The 21221-nt window shown below is 70.3% G+C and carries 15 protein-coding genes; all 15 read right to left on the bottom strand.

The window, feature by feature from the left end:
- Positions 1–16: 16 nt before the first annotated feature.
- A complete protein-coding gene (locus ITJ57_RS06090; RefSeq protein WP_194669303.1) occupies positions 17–1495 on the bottom strand; it encodes a DUF4878 domain-containing protein in 1479 nt (492 codons plus the stop codon).
- Positions 1496–1615: 120 nt separating this feature from the next.
- Positions 1616–2257 (bottom strand): spermidine/putrescine ABC transporter substrate-binding protein, encoded by a 642-nt coding sequence (locus ITJ57_RS06085; protein WP_194669302.1) that lies wholly within the window; start codon positions 2255–2257, stop codon positions 1616–1618.
- Between the two features lie 37 nt (positions 2258–2294).
- Complete coding sequence (locus ITJ57_RS19750) at positions 2295–4736, bottom strand: transglutaminase-like domain-containing protein (RefSeq protein WP_194669301.1); 2442 nt, start codon at positions 4734–4736, stop codon at positions 2295–2297.
- Positions 4733–6106, bottom strand: coding sequence for a DUF58 domain-containing protein (locus ITJ57_RS06075; RefSeq protein ID WP_194669300.1), 1374 nt, complete (start codon positions 6104–6106; stop codon positions 4733–4735). Before ITJ57_RS06075 ends, ITJ57_RS19750 begins: the two co-directional genes overlap by 4 nt.
- Positions 6103–7071, bottom strand: coding sequence for a MoxR family ATPase (locus ITJ57_RS06070; protein ID WP_056008184.1), 969 nt, complete (start codon positions 7069–7071; stop codon positions 6103–6105). The genes ITJ57_RS06075 and ITJ57_RS06070 overlap by 4 nt, the downstream gene beginning before the upstream one ends.
- Before the next feature lie 51 nt (positions 7072–7122).
- Positions 7123–12405 carry an Ig-like domain-containing protein gene (locus tag ITJ57_RS06065; protein WP_194669299.1) on the bottom strand — a complete coding sequence of 1761 codons (5283 nt, stop codon included), beginning with the start codon at positions 12403–12405 and terminating at the stop codon, positions 7123–7125.
- Positions 12406–12482: 77 nt separating this feature from the next.
- Positions 12483–13232 (bottom strand): hypothetical protein, encoded by a 750-nt coding sequence (locus ITJ57_RS06060; RefSeq protein WP_194669298.1) that lies wholly within the window; start codon positions 13230–13232, stop codon positions 12483–12485.
- A gap of 70 nt (positions 13233–13302) precedes the next feature.
- Entirely contained in the window at positions 13303–14937 is a 1635-nt protein-coding gene (locus ITJ57_RS06055; protein WP_194669297.1) for a serine/threonine-protein kinase, read from the bottom strand.
- A 1-nt stretch (position 14938) separates the two neighbouring features.
- Positions 14939–16288 (bottom strand): FHA domain-containing protein, encoded by a 1350-nt coding sequence (locus tag ITJ57_RS19745; protein WP_194669296.1) that lies wholly within the window; start codon positions 16286–16288, stop codon positions 14939–14941.
- A gap of 10 nt (positions 16289–16298) precedes the next feature.
- On the bottom strand, positions 16299–17120 hold the full coding sequence (locus tag ITJ57_RS06045) for a PP2C family serine/threonine-protein phosphatase (protein WP_194669295.1): 822 nt from the start codon (positions 17118–17120) through the stop codon (positions 16299–16301).
- The gene (locus tag ITJ57_RS06040; RefSeq protein ID WP_194669294.1) at positions 17117–17629 is read right to left on the bottom strand and encodes a hypothetical protein; all 513 of its coding nucleotides are present in this window, start codon (positions 17627–17629) and stop codon (positions 17117–17119) included. Before ITJ57_RS06040 ends, ITJ57_RS06045 begins: the two co-directional genes overlap by 4 nt.
- Before the next feature lie 60 nt (positions 17630–17689).
- Positions 17690–19339, bottom strand: a complete 1650-nt coding sequence (locus ITJ57_RS06035; RefSeq protein WP_194669293.1) for a hypothetical protein — start codon at positions 19337–19339, stop codon at positions 17690–17692.
- Positions 19336–20280 (bottom strand): hypothetical protein, encoded by a 945-nt coding sequence (locus ITJ57_RS06030; protein ID WP_194669292.1) that lies wholly within the window; start codon positions 20278–20280, stop codon positions 19336–19338. Before ITJ57_RS06030 ends, ITJ57_RS06035 begins: the two co-directional genes overlap by 4 nt.
- Positions 20280–20822, bottom strand: coding sequence for a WXG100 family type VII secretion target (locus tag ITJ57_RS06025; RefSeq protein WP_370582226.1), 543 nt, complete (start codon positions 20820–20822; stop codon positions 20280–20282). The genes ITJ57_RS06030 and ITJ57_RS06025 overlap by 1 nt, the downstream gene beginning before the upstream one ends.
- A gap of 63 nt (positions 20823–20885) precedes the next feature.
- A complete protein-coding gene (locus ITJ57_RS06020) occupies positions 20886–21182 on the bottom strand; it encodes a WXG100 family type VII secretion target (RefSeq protein ID WP_056008215.1) in 297 nt (98 codons plus the stop codon).
- Positions 21183–21221 lie beyond the last annotated feature (39 nt).

Here is a 21221-nt window from a genome sequence, read left to right as displayed (position 1 = left end):
TCGTCCAGCTGTCGGTCTACGGCAGGGGGACGAACGTCGCGCCCTCGTCCGTGAAGCCCTCGACCGTGCCGCCGACGTTGAAGTCGACGGGGCCGCCGCCGCCCGGGCCGGTCTGGCCGGTGGCCGGGTCGGTCAGGGTGCACGTCATCGACATGCGCCCGACGGTCTCCGATTCGACGCTCCACCCGGTGCCGTTGAACTCGCCGACTGTGAAGGTCGGGCGGGTGTCGAACGTCCAGGTCACGCCGGAGGGGGTGTATCCGGTGGCGTTGCGGATCTCGTAGGGGCAACCGGTCGGGGCGATCTCGGTCGACGCCCCGCAGCCGTCGATGTAGGCGTTGACGGCTTCCTCGATCGCGGTCGTCCCGGCGTCGGTGAGTGCGACCGAGAGGGTCGCCGGCTCGGCCGTCTGCCCGTAGCCGAGCGCCGTCGCGGTCGTGGCCTCAGCCGAGTACCAGTCGCTCTCGCTGAGGGCGACGTCGTAGGTGCCGGGGAGCGCCCGCAGCTGGTAGGAGCCCTCGGCGATCGGCTCGACATCCGTCAGGTCGACCCCGCCGACCGTTGCGACGGCATCCTCGGGTGCGACCACGTCGACCTGGACGGTGCTGAGCTCCGGCGCCTCGAGCTTCCACTTGTCGAAGAGCACGGCGTCCTTCCCGACCTTCGTGAGCGTGAACTCCTGGTCGACGCTCTCTCCACCCTGGGTGAGTCGTGCCTGCACCGTGGCGGTGTCGCCGCTCGTGGTCGTCTTGCCGATCGTGTAGCCCGTGACCTTGCCGGAGGCCTCCTTGTACGCCTCGTCGGTCAGCAGCACGTCGGCCGCGGACACCTCGGTGCCGGAGAGCTTCAGCGCCTCCTCGGCGTCGCCCGCCTTCAGCGCGTCGAGGTAGCTCTTGACCGTGACCTCGGGGGCGTGGAGCGAGTTGCCGATGCTCACGCCGACGATGCCGCCCACGATGATGAGGAGGAGCGCGCTGCCACCGGCGATGATGCCGGTCAGGCCCTTCTTCGACAGCTTCTTCTTGGGCGGCTGACCAGCCCCACCGTCGTAGGAACCGGCACCCTGGCCGTACGGAGCCTGGCCGTAGCCGCCCGGCGCCTGGGCGTACTGCTCGGTGGGCTGCTGGCCGTACTGGCCGGTGTCCTGCTGGCCGTACTGACCGGTCTGCCCGGTCTGGCCGTACTGACCCGTCTGGCCGTACTGGCCGGTCTGGTCGTACTGGCCCGACTGCTGACCGTACTGGTTCGACTGCTGACCGTACTGCCCGGTCTGCTGGCTGTACTGGCCCTGCTGCTGGCCGTACTGGCCTGAGGAGCCCGAGGGCTGGGTCGGCGACTGCCCGTAGGGCGACTGCTGGCCGGACTGCCCGGTCGGGTGCTGGCCCGAGGCGGAGGACTGCGGGCCGTTGCCCTGCCATCCCTGCTGTGGCTCGGGCTGAGCGGGCGGCTGCTGCCACTGGGGCTGCTGCGGGTTCTGATCTCCTGGACCGGTCATGGTGTTGCGCCCCCAATGAGCATGGATCGTGCTACTGACAAGTGCTCGAAAGTATAGTGACGCCTGTTGGACAGCACGATGGGGAGATCTCCCCTCCCGCGTCCGGGAAGACCCCGACGCCTACCAGGGCGACGTCGGTGAATCGAGTTCGAGGGCGAGGTCGTCGAGGAGCGCCGCGACCTGCGGCTCCACGTACCGCTCGATCGCGTCGTGGATGGCCCTGCGGTGCCCGATGAGGAGTTCGCACACCCGGCGACCGGTCTCGTTCGCGCACTGGTCGGCCAGGGCGATCTCGGTGCGCAACGCCTCCTTCGCGTCGTCCGACAGCGGTGGCGGGGGCGGCACGGCTCGCGCCTGGGACGCCCCGAGCTCGGTGAGCGTGAACAGGTACGGCTGGCCGGGGTCCGGATCGGGGTCGAGCTGGAGTCCGTCGAACTCCGGGTCGAGCCCCTCCCCCGGCCGGTACGCCCGCTGCGCCTCGCGGAGGTCGGCCGCGCGCAGCTCCGCACGCAGGATCGGCAGGTTGCGCTCCGTGTACTCCGCGACCGCGTGGTCGACGATCGTCTTCATGCGGGTCGCCAGGCCGTGCTGCACCTGATGCGGGACGTCCTCCACGAGGCCCGCGGCGCGGAGCACCGGCGAGCCGATGCAGCGTCGGCAGATCCTCGTGCGCCCGCGGTGCGCGGCGGGATGCCAGCGCGGCAACCACCGCAACCAGGCGTCGACGGCCTGGCTCACCGTGGTCTCGAGCGAGCGCTCCATACTCACCGAGGGTAGCGCCTCGACGGCCGATCGGACCTCAGCGACGACCGTCGGCGCGCTGCCCGCCCGCGGACCGTCCCCGGAGGGACGACGGCGGCTGCAGACGGCTCACGATGCTGCGCTTCGCGCGATACCGGAACCGGCTCCGCTGGCGGGCGAACCACCCGAGCGCACCCTGGGCACGTGTCGACTCCGCCTCGGACCGACGCCACAGCTCCTCGGCGGTCGCGTCGTCGACGTCCCGGCCGGAGAACACCGCATCGTCCGTCGTCCCGGCGAGGGACGTCAGGGTCGTGGCTCCGCCCGGTTCCTGCGTGCCGAGGGCGGTGGCCGTACTCGACCGGGTGGCCGCCGCCGGCACGCTGTACCCGAGTTCGGCGTAGCGGTCGACGAGTTCGTCCCAGGCGCCCGCTGCACGGCGGTCGCCGCTCCCGGATCGCCGTCGCTTCGTGCGGCGACGCTTCGCGCCGGCGATGGCGAGGAGTGGGATGACGTACAGCGACACCGGCACACCCACGACGAGGGCGACCCACCACACCCACTCCGGGATCACGAGTCCATCGTCCTTGTCGTCGTCGTCGCCGTCGTCGATCGACGCTTCGGTCAGGAGGCTGTCGTCGAGGTTGTCGCTCCGCGGCGGCTGACGCACCTGCGGCTGCGGTTCGGTCTTGGGCTTCGGGTCCTGGTCCTGCGGGATCTCGGTCTCGTCCGGCGTCGGCGAGAAGGCGACCCAGCCGTAGCCCTCGAACGGCACCTCGACCCACGCGGTGACGTCGTCACCCACGACCTGCACCGACGCCTGACCCTCGGTCACCTCGGGCGCGAAGCCCATGACGACCCGCGCGGGGTACCCGAGCGAGCGGGCCATGAGCGCGAACGCCGAGGCGTACTGCTCCTCGTCGCCCACCATCGGCGTCCGGGTGAAGAGCTCCGACATGCGGTCGGCGCCGTGGCCGGCCCGCGACGGCGAGCTGTCGGAGGCGAGGCCGTGGCTGAGGAACCCCGTGGTGCGGAGCGTCTGCTCGATCCTCCGCAGCTGTCCCATGGGCGTCGTCTCGGTCCCGACGAACTCCGAAGCCTTCGCGACGACGATGTCGGGGATGTTGGTGACCGGGGGCAGGTCCACCGGGGCGGTCGGCGTCGTCGCGAGGAACGTGTCGCTCGGCACCGCCTGCGTCGTGGTCCGCTCCTCGTAGTCGTCGCCCTGCCCGAGGCCCGAGGTGATGACGGCGGCCCCGCTCTCGGCGTTGTAGCGGACGTCCTCGGATCGCTCCGACGCCTTGCCGTCGAGGGTGAACGCACTGGGGTAGCCGACGCTCGGCACCCAGATGTCGTCGTACCCGGTGACGTCGATGGACACGCGTCGGTCGCCGCCCTTCGTGATGAGCTGCGGCCCGGGGAGCTGATCACCGACGAGCTCGAAGGCACCGGACCCGTCGGTGGCCGTCGAGGGCCCGGACACGGTCCAGAGGCGCCCGTCGTAACTGTCCATCGCTGCGAGCCGGATGCGGTCGCCCGGCTCGAGCCCGGTGGCGGTGAACAACTTCGTCTCGGCGAGGTCCTTCGTGTATTCGCGGAACCCGGCGAGCGGACTCGGGTACTCCAGGGGGTCGAACGGCGGCGTGACGACCTCGCGGAGGACGAAACGTGAGTCCGCGGGCGGCGAGGCGACCACGGCGGCACCTCCGCCGACGACCACGGCGACGGCGGCGAGGACCACCGTGCCGACAATCTTCTTCCGCCGGAGCACGGCGGTGGTCGACGCGGCGGCGTTCTCCCCGCGTCCGGCTCCCGGCCGCCAGCCCAACCAGAGGAGGGCGATCAGCGCGAAGGCGATCCCCCGGACCGCGGCGAGGAACGGCGTCTGGGTGCCGAGGAGGACGCCGACCGCGTACAGGACGGTCGGGCCGACGAGCACGACGGCGCAGCGGACGGCGATCTGCGGACGGCGCGGCAACCACCGGACTGCGAGCACGGCGGAGACGACGCCGACGAGGAGCCCCGCCACGTACGGCAGGGTCATGATGTAGGCAGGCGCGCTCAGTGGCGTCTGGAGGGTGACGAAGTCCTTCCACCCGAAGACCGCACCGATGCTGATCCCGCCGAGCGTCCGCAGGTTCGGCAGGACGGCGAACGTCGCCGCGGACGGCATGGCGAGGGCGCTGCCGAACAGGTAGAAGACGAGAACGGTCGAGAGCCCCGTGAGGATGGCGTTCAACCGCAACGCGTGCGAGGCGACCCCCACCGCGAGACCGAGCACCAGACCGCCGAGGCCGGCGAGGAGGAACCCGGTGCCGCTGAGGGCGGCACCGAAGCCGAGCAGGCCGATGGCGGCGAGGACGAACACCACCGCGAGGTCGATCCAGGATCGACCGGGCAGCGGCCACGGGGCGACGAACGTCGGGACGATGCCCTGCACGTCGACGTCGGCGGCGACTGACGGCGGACGCACGGTCGTGCGCTCGTCGACGCCGCTCACAGCGCCCTCGACATGACCTTGGCGAGATCGCCGAGCGCGCCCACCGTCATCACGTTCATGCCGGCGACGTCCTTGATACTCGCTCGCGCGCCCCGTTCGACGCGGATGCCGAAGACGTTGACGTCGGGGCCGAACAGCCGTTGGATGCCCCGGTACTCCTGGGCCTCGAGCCGTGAACCGGCCACGATGATGACGACGCTCGGAGCCGGCAGCCGTTTCGTGGTCTCGCGGGCGAAGGTCCGCGGCGTCTCGAACGTCCCCTCGGCCAACTGCAGGCGGCAGCTGTCGTCGAGGAAGGAGGTCACCGTGTGGGTCCGGAGGGCGAGCCGGTCGGTCACGACGCTGATCGGCACCTGGTCGAGGATCACCTGGGTCGCGATCGACGCGGTGAGGGACACCGCCAACTCGAACTCGTCCTCGTCGTCGGCGTAGTAGCGGGAGTCGGTCGTCATCACGATGGTGAGCTGCGACCGCCGCGTCTCCTCGAACTGCCGCACCATGAGCTGGCCCGTCTTCGCGGAGGACTTCCAGTGGATGTAGCGCCGGTCGTCGCCGGCGACATAGCCGCGGAGGGCGTGGAACGAGATGTCGTTGTTCGTGATCGTCTTCGTGACGAGGCCCTCGAGGTCACGGATGAGACCGGCGGCGGTCGGGTGCAGCCGCGTGGTCTCCGGGTGCACGAAGAGCTCGACCGGCTCCGTCCAGCGGACCTCTCGGCGGAGGAGCCCGAGTTGGTCACCGCGGACGGAGACTGCGGGGCCGGCCGGGATCACCGCGCGCCGGTTCGTGGGCACGGCGAAGAGCTCCTCGTGCTCGCCGTCCTTCGGGATCGCGGGAATCGCGAACTCGGCGAGCCCGTAACCGACCGGGACCTCGAGGCGGGTCGGAGTGGTCGCACGGCCGCCGGGGTTGGCGATGAGGACCTGCCCGATGGCGCGTTCGCCGACGGTGACCCGGCTGGGGTTCAGGTGGATGGAGATGCGGAAGGTCGACCGGCCGAACAGGTAGGCGACGGAGGCGAGGATCGCGGCGAGGGGCACGAAGCCGAGGAACACGAGCTCCGCCCACCCGAGGATGAAGCCGGCGACGGTCGCGACGACCCCGATGGCGAGGACCACCCAGCCCAGACCACTGACGACGTCGAGCACGGGTTTCGCGGCGTCCCAGGCGACCTTCGCCCAGGGGCCGACGACGGCACCCACGCCGTCGACGATGCGACGGAACGGCTTCGGCGCGGCAGCGGGCGCCGCGTCCGCCGACTGCCCGGCGCCGTCCGGTGAGCCCTCGACCGGCGCGCCGACCGCCGCCGCCCGGGCCGCGTCCGGTCCGTCCGGCGCCGGGGTGGCGCGCTGCTCGAGGGTCTCGCTCATGCTGCGCGGTAGGCCGGCGGAGCGATGCTGACGAGGACCCGGGAGACGATGTCCTGGGCCGTCACGCCGGCGAAGTCGGACTCGGGGTCGACGATGATGCGGTGTGCGAGGACGGCCTGGGCGAGGTCGTTGACGTCGTCCGGGGTCACGTACGTGCGTCCCTGCGAGATGGCCCAGGTCTTCACCGCACGCACGAGCGCCAATGCGCCGCGCATGCTGACGCCGAGCGCGACGTCCTGGTCGTCGCGCGTGGCGGCGACGACGTCGGCGACGTACTCGAGGATGCTCCCGTCGACGTGTACCTCCGTCGCGAGCTGCGCCATGGTGATGACCGCGCTGGAGGCGATGATCGGCTGGACCTTCGTCGCCCGAGCCCGGTTGGACGCGTCGAGGAGGAGGTTCACCGAGGTCTGGCGGTCGGGGTAGCCGAGCGTCGTCTTGATGAGGAAGCGGTCGAGCTGCGCCTCGGGGAGCTTGTAGGTACCGGCCTGCTCGATCGGGTTCTGCGTCGCGATCACCATGAACGGTTTGCCGGCGTCGTAGCTCGTGCCGTCGATCGTGACGATGCCCTCCTCCATGACCTCGAGGAGCGCCGACTGCGTCTTCGGCGAGGCGCGGTTGATCTCGTCGGCGAGCACGATCGACGCGAAGATCGGTCCCTTGTGGAACTCGAAGATCCCCTTGCCCTGGTCGTAGATCGTCACCCCGGTGACGTCGGACGGCAGGAGGTCCGGCGTGAACTGGATGCGGGAGCTCGTGCCGTCGAGGGTGTTCGCGAGCGCCTTCGCGAGCACCGTCTTGCCTGTGCCCGGGTAGTCCTCGAGGAGCACGTGGCCCTCGGACAGCATCGCCGTGACGACCAGCTTGATGACGTGCTCCTTGCCGAGGATGGCCTGCTCGACGTTGCCGACGAGCTTGCCGAACGCGTCGGCGAACCAGGTGGCCTGTTCCTGCGTGACAGTCATAGGGGTGCGTGCTTTCCGTGGGGGGTGGAGGAGGAAGGTCGGTCGCGGCGACTACATCGCGTTCCAGGCGGCACCGGAGGTGGCACCGATACTGAAGGTGGCTCCGGTCGCCGTGTTCGTGAAATGCGCGGTGATCGTCTCGCCCGCCGGCATGACGCCGAGGTGGTTGTTATGCGTGAAGCTGCCCGATCCGCTGGCATTGACATTCGACGTCGAGCCGACGGCCGTACCGTTGCGTCGGATCTGCACGTTGTAGTTGCCGTTCGGGACGTCGACGTAGCGAACCCCGACGTCATAGCAGCCACCGCCACCGCTCTGGCAGGCGTGCGGGCCTGTCGACTTGAACAAGGATCCGGACGGCGTCGGCGGCGGCGGGTCGTTGACCGTCGCTTCGGCGGGACCGCCATCTGGGCCGCGGCCACCCGGCCCCTCCGCGGAAACATACAGCTGGTAGGTACCGGCAGGCACGGACCCCTGGGTCGCACTCGTCCCGGATGCCTGGCCGGAGTACACGGTGTTCGAACCGCTCATGATCCGCCAGTAATAGCGGTCCACCTGGCCGCCGGTTTCGGCCGGCTGGTCCCAGCGCATCGTGAGCGTGGCCGGAGCGTCACCGGATGCCCGCAGTGACAGGTTCTGCGGGGCGCTCGGCACGCCGTAGGCGGTGGCGGAGACCTCGCCGGAGCTCGCGCTCGGACCCACCGCGTTCGTGGCGTAAGCGCTGAAGGAGTAGCTCTGTCCGTTCGTCACGTCGAAGGAGCAGTCGTTCCCGGGCACGCACTGCCGGTCCTGGCCGCCGGTCCACTTGACGGAATGCGACTCGATGGGCGCACCGTTGCTCGCGGGTGAACCGCCGACCACGACCACGATCTTGCCGCTCTTTGCACTCTTCACGGCGATGGTCGGCGGATCGGGCACGTCCTTCACGATCACGGTGATGCGCCCCTGGACCCGACGGTTCGGGTCGTTCGTCGCATCCTGGACCGTGTAGATCACGCTCACCGTGCCGCTCTTGGACGAACCGGGGGTGACCGTCACCGTGCCGCCGGAGATGGTGGCCGTCGCCCCGCCTGCGGGAGCACTCTCCACGGTGGCGTCGAGGACCTTGAGCGGGGTGTCGGGGAACGGGTTGTAGTCGTTCGCGATCACGTTGACCGGCTCGGCCTTGTTCTTGCGGCCCTCCTCGACGCGGTCGTCGATGGCCCTCGGCAGCGGCCGCGTCGAGGACACGACGCGGACGTTGATCGACCCGGGGACGGAGTACTCCTTGTAGTTCACGGTGAACGTCAGCGTCGCCGCCGTGCCGGGCTGCGTCCCCTGCGGCGCGGAGATGGACACCTGCGAGCCGGAGAGACTTCCCTGGACGCCGGCGGTGGTGCCGGCGAAGCCCTGGTAGGTGAGGGCCGCGAGGATCTTCGGGTTCGGGTGGTCGCTTGAGGCACGCAGGTCGACGGTGATCGGCGCCTCACCGGCCTCGATCGTGACGGTCGGCGGGGTGAACGTCGGCGGCACGTCCTCGAGGTCGGGATCGCCGACGGTGATCGGCAGGGTGAGCAGCTTGCTCTCGCGACCGTCGGTCGCCTCGAAGCTCACCGACGCCGGACCGCGGTAGTCCTTGGCCGGGGTGAACGTGATCGTCGCGTCGTCGACGTAGCTCGAGGTGCCGTTGCCGCGGAAGTTCACGACACTGCCCTCGGAGGCGATCGTCACCGGCTTGCCGGAGGGCGCCTCGGCGATGTCCGACAGCTTCCAGGTGCGCGTCTCGTTGACCTTCACGATCTGCTCCGGCAGCGGGCTCTTCATCCGCGGTGGCTCGCCGTCGGTGGCCGCCGGCACGATGATGAAGGCGGCACCGCTCAGCTGGGTCACCGGATCCGTCAGCCGGTAGGCGATCGCCTGCCGACGGTCGGTGAGCGTGACGCGGATCGTGTCGCCGTCGCGGACCTCACCGGAGGCGGCGTTCGCGCCCTCGAGGCTCGGCTGCAGGTCGCCGACGACACCGCCGGGGTTCTGCGCGCCGTCGAGCACGTCGACGTCGATGGTCGACTTGCCCACGATGTCGGCGTCTTCGAGCACGTGGTCGTCGGCCTCGGGGTACTGCGGCTTCGCGTCCTTCGTGACCTTGACCTGGATGTAGGCGCTGTCGATCCCGCCCTTGCCGTTGGTGATCTGGTAGCGGACGGTGAAGAACGCCTCCTCCTCCGGCACCTCGATGACGACACGGCTCTTGCTGACCTCGGCGGTCAGGCCGTCGTCGACCGACAGCAGCTTCGGCGCGAGCTTCAGGGAATAGCCGTTCGGGTCTGAATCGTTCCCGAGCACCGGGACCGAGGCGACCTTGCCCGGCAACACCTCGACGTAGTCGTCGACGGCGTTCGGCTGCCCGTCGACCTCCGGCCGGCCGATGACGCCGATCTTGATCGTGCCGACGGCGACCGCGCCGTAGGTGTCCTTCACGCGGTACTGGAAGGTGTCCGTGCCGGAGGAGTCGGGCGCCGCCTCGTAGACGAACCAGGTGCTCCCCTGCTCGATGACCCGGCCGAGGAGCGGCGCGGACGCGATGTCGTCGACGACGACCGAGTCGCCGTTCGGGTCGAGGCCGTCGAGTGGGACGTCGACACGGACCGTCGCGCCGGCGAACACGCGCGAGGTGAGCAGCTGCGGGACGGGCGGCTGGTTGTTCTTCTTGTCCTCGCCGACCACGTTGAACGTGACCGTCGCCGTGTCGGCCTCACCGAAGGTGTCGTAGACGCGGTAGGTGGTCGTGTACGTGCCGGGCTCGCTCGGTGCCTGGAAGCGGACCTCGTCGTCGTCGACGAAGGCGAGTCCAGCGGTCGGCTCGTCGACGAGTGCGCGGTCGACGAGCATGACGGCGGCGTCCGGGTGATAGTCGTTCTCGAGGACTGCGACGTTCGCGATGTCGCCGGCGCGGACGACGATCGCGTCGTCGGTGGCGACCGGCGCCTGGTGTTTCGGCAACGGTGGCACCGGCACGACGGTCACGGCCGCCGTCGCCGTCGAGGTGCCGTCGGAGACGACGTAGGTGAACTGGAGCTGCCGCTCGATCGGCGCCGAGGACGAGACCCGGATGACCGCGCTGTCGAGGACCTCGACGGACAGCGACGCCGACTCGTCGGGAACGGAGACGGACTGCACGGCGAGCACCTGCCCACCCGGCGACTCGTCGTTGGCGAGCACCGGGATCGTGATCGTCTCGTTCGGGCGGAGGTAGCCCTCGTCCTTCACCGCGACGGGCGGCCTCACATCGGTGGGCTTCTCCAGGACGTCGACGCGGATGAGCCCGATGCTCGACGCGATGCCGGCACCGAGCGTGTACTTGAGGTAGTAGGTGCCGGGCTCGTTGGAGGAGACGGTGACCGACTGCTTCTCGAGGCTCGGCGACGACACGAGCCCACCCTGCAGGGCGTCGACGCCGATGAGGCCGAGCGGCGCACCGCTCGGGGACTGGTCGTTCGCGAGCGGGAGGACCTGGGCGGACTCTCCGACGAACGTCGACACGAAGTCCGGGGTACCGATCGGGCTCAGGGCACCGGCCGGCTGCACGTCGACCTTGAACGTGCCCTCCGCCGAGGTCACGCCGTCGGACACCACGAACTTGACGTCGCGCGGGCCCATCTCGGGCGAGGCATGGGTGAACGTGACGAAGCCGTCCGGTGTGAACCGCACGAGGTCGCTGGATGCGGGCGACGCCGATTGGAGGAAGATGTCGTCGCCGTCGGGGTCGCGCCAGTCGGCGAGCACGTTGTAGGTGACCGTCTGCCCGGCCTCGACCGAGACCGCTGCCTCTCGATGGGACGTCGGGGGCTCGTTGACCTCCGGGGGCTTGATCGCGAGGCTCACGATCGCTTCAGCAACCCCGCCCGGGCGACCGTCGTTGACGGAATAGCGGAACGAGGTCGTGCCCGCGACGAAGCCCTCCGCCGGGGTGAACTGGAGGGCCCGACCACCGTCGATGGATTCGAGCTTGCCGGTCTCGGCGGCGACATCGCTCGTGTTCTGGATGGTGAGGACGTCGCCGTCGGCGTCGGAGTCGTTGTCGAGGAGCGGCAGGACCGTCGCGCGACCCGGACGGACCCCGAAGGCGTCGTCGCGGGCGATCGGCGGACGGTTCTCCTCGGTGCGCTCGGCGAGGGTGTCCTCGAAGGACTGCTCGGAGGCCTTCTCGTCGCCGTCCTCGCCGTCCTCCTCCTGCGGAGGCGTCACCTCGTCCCAGTTGTCGACGAGACGCATGTTCGCCTGCACGAGCCAGGAGTTGCCGGTTTGGACGTTGTTGAGGGCGATCACCGAGCGGTTGACGCGGAAGACGAGCTGCTGCCCGATGGTCTCCGGGTTGATGTCCTCGATGACCGGCTTCTTGTCGGCGCACTCGGCGGCGTAGCGGCTGGACGATGCCCAGGCGCCGTGCATGCAGCCGTCGAGGTTGACGGGTGCGGTGACCTCGTCCGCGCTCGTCGCCGCGGTGAGGACGTCCGCGTCGAGCACCTCAGGATCGCCGCCACCGAGCGGGATGCGGACCAGGGAGTCACCGGTCGCGACGACCGCGCTGTCGTCCGTCGCCGAGGGTTCCTGGATCTTGAGCGGGTCACCCGGAAGCTCGACGACGGAACCGTCCTGCTTGATGAGGTCGCCGGACGTGAGATCGAGGATGACCGCCTGCTCACCGGCGGCGCTCAGCTGGTAGTCCTTGAGCTTCGGGAGCTTCGACTCGGTCTTCGTGCCGTCGGGCAGGATCCGGTAGAGGCGTCCCTTGGTGGGCGCCACCGCGAGGATGGTGCCCTTCGAGGTGACGACCGCCTGTCCCGCCTTGCCGATGGAGACGATCGGCTTCGTCTCGGTGGGGTCGAAGCGGAGCTCGCCGGCGGCGTCGACCGACCAGAGCTTGCCCGTCTCCCCCGCGACGACCGACAGGCGGTCACCGCCGTAGTGCACCGTCGCACCGGTGGGCAGTGAGACCCGCTGGATGAGGCTGGTGAACGCCGGGTCGATGCGCTCGAGTGAGGAGAGCGCCTTGTCCTGGAGGAAGACGTCGTCGCCGTTCTGCAGGATGTCGGCGTTGTTCGACGCCGTCGAGACCGCGCCGTCGAGTTCGGAGATCTGGTCGTTGAGGCGCCCGGCCAGGAGCGATTCGCCGTTCGTGACCCAGACGTCGCGGGACTCGAGGTCCACCTCCGTCACCGGGAATCCCTGGTGGATGAGGGCGGCGGTCACGGGGACGGCGACGAGGACCGACAGGGCCGTGATCGAGGCCGCGGTCTTGCGCTTGCGCAGCCAGCCGCTCCAGTTGCTCACGATCCCCCAGGTGTGTTCGGTCAACGCGCGGTCGAGCGACCGCGCTGCAAACGCGGAGTCACTCTAACAAACAAGTGAGGCTTGGAAAACGGTTGCGAGGGTCAACCCCGAGCCGGTTGTCCCTCGTCGACCGCGGCCTGCTCGGCGTGGTCGAGGAGCGGCAGGTCGCTGGCGTCCACGAGTCGGGTCGACACCGCGTACTCGACGAGCCGAGCGCGGCGCCCCGTGGCCAGTTTGCCCGGTCCACCGCGCAAGCCTTGGACGCCGAACTTGTCGAGTTTGTCGCAGACGTTGTCGAGCTTGCGGTTGAACGTCGTCTGGCTCCAGCCGAGCCGGGCCGCCGCCGCCGCCGAGGCCGGGATCTCGCCACGGCCGGGCGACGCCTGCCGGAGGACGTCCTCGGCGAGCGCCACGATCAGCAGGCGCTGGCTGCTCGTGAGATGGATCGGTCCGACCGTCGTCGTACCCGCCGTGGTCGTCGAGAGCTGCGACGGGCTGAAGTACTCAAGGTCGGAGGTGATCGTGAAGTCGTAGGTCGTGGTCCCGGCACTGAAGAGCACCTGGAGTTCGGGGAAGACGATCGGCAGGCGCGCACCAGGAGCGAGCCAGGCCTGCACGTTGCCGGTGGTGTCGGTCACCGTCGCGGAGAGGGTGTTGCCGATGTTCGTGAGCCACCAGAGCCCGGCGTCGAAGGTGATGCTGAGGAAGGTGCGGTGCAGGAACGGGTTCTCGTCGACGACGAGGTCGCCCTCCCGCCCGATGAGGAACGGCTGCCGTGCGTCCACGTCGTACTGCTCGCCGCAGAACTCGACGCGTACCGCGGTCTTCCTCGTCGCCTCGTCCGTGGTCATCGTCTGCTCCCCTTGCTGTCCATGGTCGTCGTGTCCGTTCCCGCCGCGCTCGTCCGGCACCTCGTCGAGGTCACTGCTGTGAGCACATCTCGAGGGGGTCCGGTGAGGTGACGCCCGCGCGGACGATCACCACCTCGATGCAGAGCTGCGCGCCAGGGGCGCTCGGCTTCAGATCGACCGCGTAGGTCGAGGTCGGGACCTTCGGCGAGTTCTTGCCGCCGCTCGTCACCTGGTAGATGTAGGTGTCGCCGTCCTGCGGGTCCGGGTTGTCCCAGATGAACGTGACGACGCTGCCGTCCTCGCTGATGTTCACCCCGAACGCCTTCGGCGAGGGGACGTCGCTCAACTGGATCGGTGCGCCGGTCGCCGCCGCCGTCGGTTTCGGGTCGGTGACGGCTCCCTGCCAGACGATGCCGGCCGCGATCCCGCCGACGGCGAGCACGGCGACGCCGCCGACCACGAGCCATCGCGTCAGCCGGCGGCGCTTGGCGAGACGGGCAGCGTCGTCCGTCGGGTCCGTCGTCGGTTCGGTCGTGGCCGGCTCGAGGCGGTCGCGACGGATCGTCTCGGAGGGCGCCGAAGCGGAGGCACCGATGACGATGGGTGCCGACGGCTGGATCGGTTGGACGAGCGGCCCGGCCGACCGCACCACCGTCTCGTCGCCGAGCGCGGGCTGCACGCCCGGCCGGGGCTGGGCCTCCACCGACGGCACCTGCCGGACGCGGGTCTCGTCGGAGGCGCTGCCGCTCGGCTCCTGCCGCGGGGCCTGCGACTGCGGTTGCACGAGGTTCGGGATGTCGATGGGCGTCGGCGCGTAGGCGAGCTCCATCTCGACCCGCTGCAACGCGCGGGCGAAGTCGACGGCGCTGTCGAAGCGGTTCGCGCGGTCCTTCGCGAGACCCTTCTGCAGCGTCGCCACGAGCGAAGCGGGTGCGTCGTCGCGCCCGAGCGGGGTGACGGTCCCTCGTTCGATGCGGCTGATGAGGTCGGCCGCGCCGTTCGACTGACCCGGGATCTCGAAGGGCGTCCGTCCGGCGAGCAGCGTGTAGACCGTGGCGGCCAGCGAGAAGACGTCCGACCGGACGTCGGGTCTCGGCTCGTCCTCGAACATCTCGGGCGGCGACCACGGGATCGACAGACCGACCGTCTGGGTGCCCGATGCCCCCGTCGAACCCACGTCCCCCGGGCGGCTCTCCACGGCGGACGGCACTTCGAGCTCGACGGCCTGCGAGATGCCGAAGTCGGTGAGCGCGGGCCAGCCGTAGGCGTTCGTGAGCACGTTGGCCGGCTTGATGTCGCGGTGCAGGATCCCGGCCGCGTGCGCGGTGGCGACCGCACTGGCGAGGCGGACACCGGTGCGCAGCGCGTCGGCGACGGGGAACCGGCGCAGCTTCGCCTGTTCGGCGAGGCTCGGCCCGGCGCAGTACTCCATGGCGAGGTACGGTCGGCCGTCGGGCGCGACGTCCGCCGTGTAGATCGTGACGATGTACGGGTGCGCCGACAGCTGCGCCATGAGGTTAGCCTCGGCGACGAACGCTTCGCGGGTCTGCTCACTGAGGTGCTCGGCGAGGAGGACCTTGACGGCCACCTGACGCCTCGGCAGCTGCTGCTCGTACAGGAAGACGTCGGAGAAGCCGCCCGCTCCGAGCTGTCGTTCGAACCGCAGTCCGGGGATGGCCGGCGGTTGTGAGGGAGAACGACGCACGTCAGCCCTCTCGGACGCGGAGTGCGACGCCGCCGCCGAGGTCGATGACGGTTCCGACGATCACGGGGGTCGACTCCCCCGGCCGGAGGGACTGCGGCGCCTGGCCGGGGAGGACGACCTGGGTGCCGTTCCGCGAGTGCAGGTCCGTGACGACGACCGTGCCGCCCTCGACCGCGACGCGGACGTGGCTTCGCGAGATGTCGTCGCCGGCGAGGGTGACGAGCGTGGGGACGACCGATGCGGGGACCTGGGAGACGCTCGGTGCCCGGCCGAGGACGACCGGTGACGCGAGCGACTGCCGGGTGCCGCCGGGGAGCTCGAGGTAGGTGAGCGGCGTGGCCGCGGGAGTGGTCGACCGCGCAGGCGGGGTCTCGGCCGCTCGACGTGCACGGAGGGCCGCGAGGTCCTCGGCGAGGATGGTGTGACCGTCGTGGTCGCCGAGCTCCGTCGCCTCCGCGACCGGGGCCTCGGGCGCAGCCATCGCCGCAGCCTGCTGCTGGGCGGCGAGCTCGGTCGCCGCGCGTTCCGCGTCGCCGGCCTCATCGACGGCCGCCGCCCCGACCGGCCGGAGCACGGTCTGGCCGAACAGGAAGTCGTAGCCCTCGTCGACGGGCTCCTCCGGGGGTGCCGGCGGAGCATCGGGGTCGTCCTCGTCGTGGAAGAACTGCGTATCGGAGACGGATGGCACGACGTGGAGCGGCTGGGCCGGCTCGACGGGCGCTTCGGAAGCCGACTCGTCGTCGCCGACCTCGTCGTCGGGGCCTGCCGACGACGCCGACGCGGCAGGCTCCGCAGGTGACGGGACGGGCGGAGCGGCGAGCTGCTCCGCCGCGGTGGGCGAGCTGATCGACGCCTCGGCGGACAGTGGTTCTTCCGCAGGCGGGGCGGGGACGGCGGCGGACGCATCCTCGTCGAGCGTCGCCGTGATGGAGGTGGTCCAGACGGTGCCGGACCCGAGCGGCAGCCGAACACCGGAAGGGTTCGGCTGGTCGCTGCGGAGCGTCACGCTGACCGCGTCGGCGTGGTGCTCCTCGACCCAGGTCGTCGCCCGGGCGCCCAGGACCGTCTCGGTCCCGGCATCGCTCGTCACGACGGCTGCGGCGAGCCCGCGCACGATGACCGTCGCGCCCGAGTCATCCCACACCGCCGCGGCGAACGCGGGGGTGTTCGAGAGACCGCCGGCGGCGAGGCGGTCGACGATCAACGCGAGCGAGGCGTCGCCGGGGAGGTCTGCGGCGAAGGCCGCAGCCGCGGCGTCGTCGCCCTGGGCGTCGACCAGCACGAGCCTGCCGGGCGCCGCCACGGCGAGCCAACGGCGGACCTCGGCCGGTTCCATTTCGTACGAGTACACGGCCACTCCTCTAGCCTCGCGGCATCGTCTCTTCAAGATACCCGAGACCACCCGCGTCATCGTAGCCGGGACCGCTGGACATGAGCGAGGTCGACACGACATCGACGACCAGCGCGGTCACGTTGTCCCGTCCGCCGGCGGCCAGCGCGAGCTCCACGAGGCGGTCCGCTGCACCCTCGAACCCCTGCGAGAGGACCTCGGCGATGCCCTCGTCGGTGAGCTCGCCGGTGAGCCCGTCGGAGCAGAGCAGGAACCGTTGCCGTCCGGCGACCGGGAGCAACCAGACGTCCGGGTCGATGCCGGCTTCGACGCCGATCGCCTTCGTCACGATGTTGCGGTCGGGGTGCTGGCGCGCCTCCGCCTCGGTCAGGGAGCCGTCGTCGATGAGTTCCTGGACGGCCGAGTGGTCGACGGTGATCCGCCGGAGCACGCCGTCCGTCCACGTGTAGACCCGGGAGTCCCCCACGTTGAAGACCATCCAGTGCAGATCGGTCTGCGGGGACAGCGCGACGAGTGCGAGACCCGCGACCGTCGTCCCGATGACCCCGTTCGGTGTCGGGATGCTCCGGATGACGGCGTTCGCCGCGACGATCGTCGTCACCACCGCCTCGGTCGTCGTGGGGGTGCCGACCGGAATACCCCGTTCGAGCGCTGCGGCCACCTCCCGGCTGGCGACCTCGCCGCGTTCGTGCCCACCCATGCCGTCCGCGACGACGAACGCCGGAGCGCCCGCGTAGAAGGCGTCCTCGTTCAGTCGACGGACGAGGCCGGTGTCGGTTCGGCCCTCGCTGCGCAGGACGTGGGTGGATCGGGGTGTCTCGATCGTCGTCATCCCGCGCCTCCCAACGTCGTGGGCAGCGTCGGCACCTCGCTCGGCCAGGAGCCGTACCGGGCGTCGAGGTCGGAGCTGGAGAGCTCCACGGAATCACCGCCGGCGTACTGCTCGGACGCGATGTCCAGCGTCGCGAGGATGGCGATCGTCGACTCGACGGTCTGCCCTGGGGCGTCGAACGCGAACCGCACGAACCGACCGCGGTCGAGCTCGTCCTGTGAGGCGAGCTGCGCGAGGGAGTAGTCCACCAGGGCGCCGGGGTCGCCGGTGAACGCCTCGGTGGCCGAGAGCGTCGCGGTGACGTAGGCCGTCGTGCCGTCCCAGGCTCGGGCGGCTCGGAAGTCGGCGCCGGGGATCTCCGCGACCGCTTCCTCGACGGCAGCCAGGGGCCGCTCAGGGCTGCGGGTCGGGTTCCGCTGCGCCGTCGGTACTCCGGTCCCGCAGGCGGTGAGGAGTCCCAGCAGGACGACCGACACGGCGCCGGATCGGACGATGGTGCTGATGCGCATGGAAGGCCTCACGGTCGGAACGGTCTGCGGAAGGGCGACCCGGTGGCAGGCCGCATTCGATCATCTCCGCGTAGGACTGTAGTCGGTCACCTGTTGATCACCGCTGAAGAAGCCACTCGCCGAGTCCAGGTACGACTCGACGCTCGGGTCTCCCGACGACGTCGTCTGATCCGCCATGATCTCGTACCGCTGCGCGTTGTGGGCGCCCGCGATCCCGGGATCCTGCTGTTCCGGGTTCACGCCGCCGAGTCTCGGGGCATCACCCTGCACGGTCGTCCAGTTCGCCGAATCCGGGTTCCCCTGTCCGTCGAGACGGGCGACGGGGTCCTCGTTGAACTCCATCGAGAGGACCTGCACATCGTCGGGGATGTCGAACCGGGCGATCGGTGAACCAGCGGTGACGACGTGTGTGACGTTGTACCCGAGATCCGGGTCCGAGGCCAACAGCCCGGCCGTGATCCCGCCGAGACTGAAGCCCTCGAGCATCACCGGATCCGTCGGGGAGATGCCGGCCGCGGCCATCGCGTCCTTCACCGCCTGGCTGAGCGCAGTCTGTCCGCCCTGCATGGCCGCGATGTCCGAGGTGAGGTCGTTCGAGATCGCCCCGCCGTGCGGGTCCCAGACCTGCGTGCTCGGGATCTGCACGATCCAGCTCGGCGGCGGTCCGGCCGATTGGATCACGCGGATGTTGCTGAGTTCTTCCTCACCCTGGTCGATGTCGGCCGAGCCCTGCATGAGGTCGCCCAGGTCGGTGACCGTCCGGTCCCGAGGGACGGCGAGCGGCTGCGTCGGGTTGTCCGGGTCCATGGCGAGGCCGCCCTGGCCGTCCTCGAAGAGGCCGAACCGGCCACCGCCACCGGCGATGGCCGCGATCGCCTGCTCATACGTGAGGGGCGGCCAGCCCTGGCCGGTGAGGCCCGACATGAGGCCGTTGAAGCCGGGGATCAGGCCGGGGAGGAACGTGAGGCCGGCCAGGAGACCGGGGGCGCCGTCCGTGAGGATGTCCGCGATCCAGGCGTTCTCGCCCAACCATTCGTTGGCGGCCTGAGCCGCGACCGGGGCGAGCTCCTGCAGTCTGGACAAGGCGTCGGCGTACGTCGCCGCCGTCCGGTCGACGACCTCCTGCGGCGAGTAGGCGGAGACCGAGTTGGTTGCGAACGCTGCGGCGACACCGGCCGGCGACAGCAACAGCCAGGGGTTGTCGCCGATCTGGTCCAGCGTCTGCTGGGCGCCCTCCACCAGCGAGTCGACCCCCTCGACGACGACGTTCACACCGGCGACGGTGAGCATCCACGCCCCGCCGGCCACCACCACGCCTGCCGCGACGACGAGGCCGACCGGCACCGCCAGGACGCCGATGACGAAGGCGACACCGTTGTGCAGCGCGACCGTCGCGGCGGCGATCATCTGATCGGCCGTCTCGTACGCGACCACGGCGCCCTCGAGGAAGACGGCGGAGACGCCGGTCTCGGTCGCGACCAGCAGCAGGGAACCGGAGGCCAGCACGATGGCGCCTTCGGCCGCCGCCCCGGTCATCGGGGACAGCAGCATCGACTCGAGCAGGTCGCCGTCGACCGCCTTCGCGGCGGCGGTCCCGGAGCGGCCGATGAGCTCACTCGAGAGCGTGGCGAGTTGCTGGGCCTGCAGACGCATGTCGTCGAGCTTCGCGCCGACACCGCCCGCGCCGCCGGAGACCGTGATGTCGCTCATGCCCGTGCTCCCTGGATCTGGGCCGCGATGGTGAGCACCTCGGCGACGATGTCCGCCCGCCGAACCGCCCGGAGCGAGACCCGGCTCGCCTCGGCGACGGCGGTCGGATCCGTGCTCGCCGGATCGATGTCCGGGGTGTCGACCGTCACGGCCACCCACCCGTCGGAGCTCCGGAGCCAGGTGTCCGTCCACCGGCGTGCTGGACTTCCGAGCCGGGACAGCGCGTCGAGCCGGAACCCGCCGTCGATCCGCTTGGCGAGTCCACCGAGGAGGGACGCGGCCTGCGGACTGTGGAGCTGGTCGACGACCGCGCCGACGACGTCGGGTCGGTCCTGACGAAGCGCTATGACGAGCGCCTCGGCGTCGGCGAGCGGGAGGACGACGGCCTCCGTCGAGCGGCCTCGGGAGTCGGGGACGTCGTGCAGGGCGGAGAGTGGCCGGAGGAGTTGCTGCGCCAACCCGGCGGTGTCGAAGGCGCGGATCTCGATGGCTTCCTCATCGCGTGCGGCCGTGCCGTACTCCGCGAGCGAGGCATCCGAGTGATCGACCCGCTGCGTCCGCAGCAACGCCAGGGCGTGCGCGCCGATCACGGAGACGGACTGGATCGCCGTCCGGTCCAAGGTCCAGCAGGACGCGTCGACGGCCGCCGTCGCGAACTGGGGCATCGACAGGAATGCGGCGAAATCGGGATCGACGTCGGCCGTGAGGTCGTCTGGAACGCCGCCGTCACCGTGGGCGAGGAGTCGTCGCTCTCGGAGTCGGGTGACGGCTCGCAGCTCGCGCTCGCGGATCTCCTCTGGTGACACCTCCGAGCCCCACTCGGTGTGGAAGGCGTGGGGCAGCACGAGGTGCGGGGTCCGGTGCTCCAGCACGTGGAGCTCGTCGGCGGACAGGAGGAACGCGGCGGCGGCGGGAGCCGGCCTGGTGCGTGTGGTGGTCATCAGGGGGTCCATCCTCGGCTGCGGTAGAGGTCGGCGAGGTCGAGCCAGCCGCGATCACCGGGGCTGGGGAGCGACGGGGTGGAGGCGACGATGTCCTTCGCCTGGTGGACGAGGAAGTCCGGGACCTCCTGGCCGAAGAACTCGAACACCTTCGCGGCGCCGTCCTTCACGGTCTCGACGGCTCCGGAGACGAGGTTCACCGCGTCGTTCCAGCGGTCGCCCACCCAACGGGCGGCATCCTCGATCAACTGCTTCACGTGGTCGACCGCGGTCGCATGCTCGTCGAGCTTCGTCGCGGCGTCGTCGAGTTGCGTCGCGGAGGTCTCGAGCGAAGCCGCACGGGTGCCGAGCTGCTCGATGAAGGTGTCCGCGGCCGTCGAGGTCCATGAGAGCTCGGCGGCTGATCGCAGCTCACCGGCCCTACCTCGGACCTCGGTCGCGAGGGCCCGGAGCTCGGTGGCCCGGAGTCTGATCTGCTGGGTGTCGCCGTACACGGCTCGCTCCTCGTCGGTTCGTCGACTCGTCGGTTCAAGGCTCGACAACGACCGCGCGCCCTCACCGACGAGGTGTCGGGAGGGCGCGCAGAGCGAAGCCGACGGTGGTGACTACTGGCCGGCGCCGGCGGCGAGCGCCGCGTCGGTCTGCTCGAGCGTGGTCACAGCGTTGTTGAGGTAGCCCGACAGCTTGTCGAGGTGCTGGATGGTGACCGTCGCGCTCTGCGTGAAGGCCGTGTAGGTCTCGTTGAAGGTGCCGGACGCGGTGTCGGTCTGGAACCCGGAGGACACGAGGTTGTTGATGAGGGTCTGCAGGCGGTTGAGCGTCGTCTCGACCTCGCCCTTGCCCGTCGTCAGGTTGACGGCGGCCTGCTTGATCTCGCTGTAGTTGACGTTGATGTTGGCCATGTCTCTTGCTCCTTCGTTGTGGTCACCGGCACCGTCGGT

Source organism: Plantibacter sp. VKM Ac-2880 (assembly GCF_015351235.1).
Taxonomy (GTDB): Bacteria; Actinomycetota; Actinomycetes; order Actinomycetales; family Microbacteriaceae; genus Plantibacter.
Note: the sequence above shows the minus strand (reverse complement) of the source record. Positions and strands in the feature narration are given on the sequence as shown.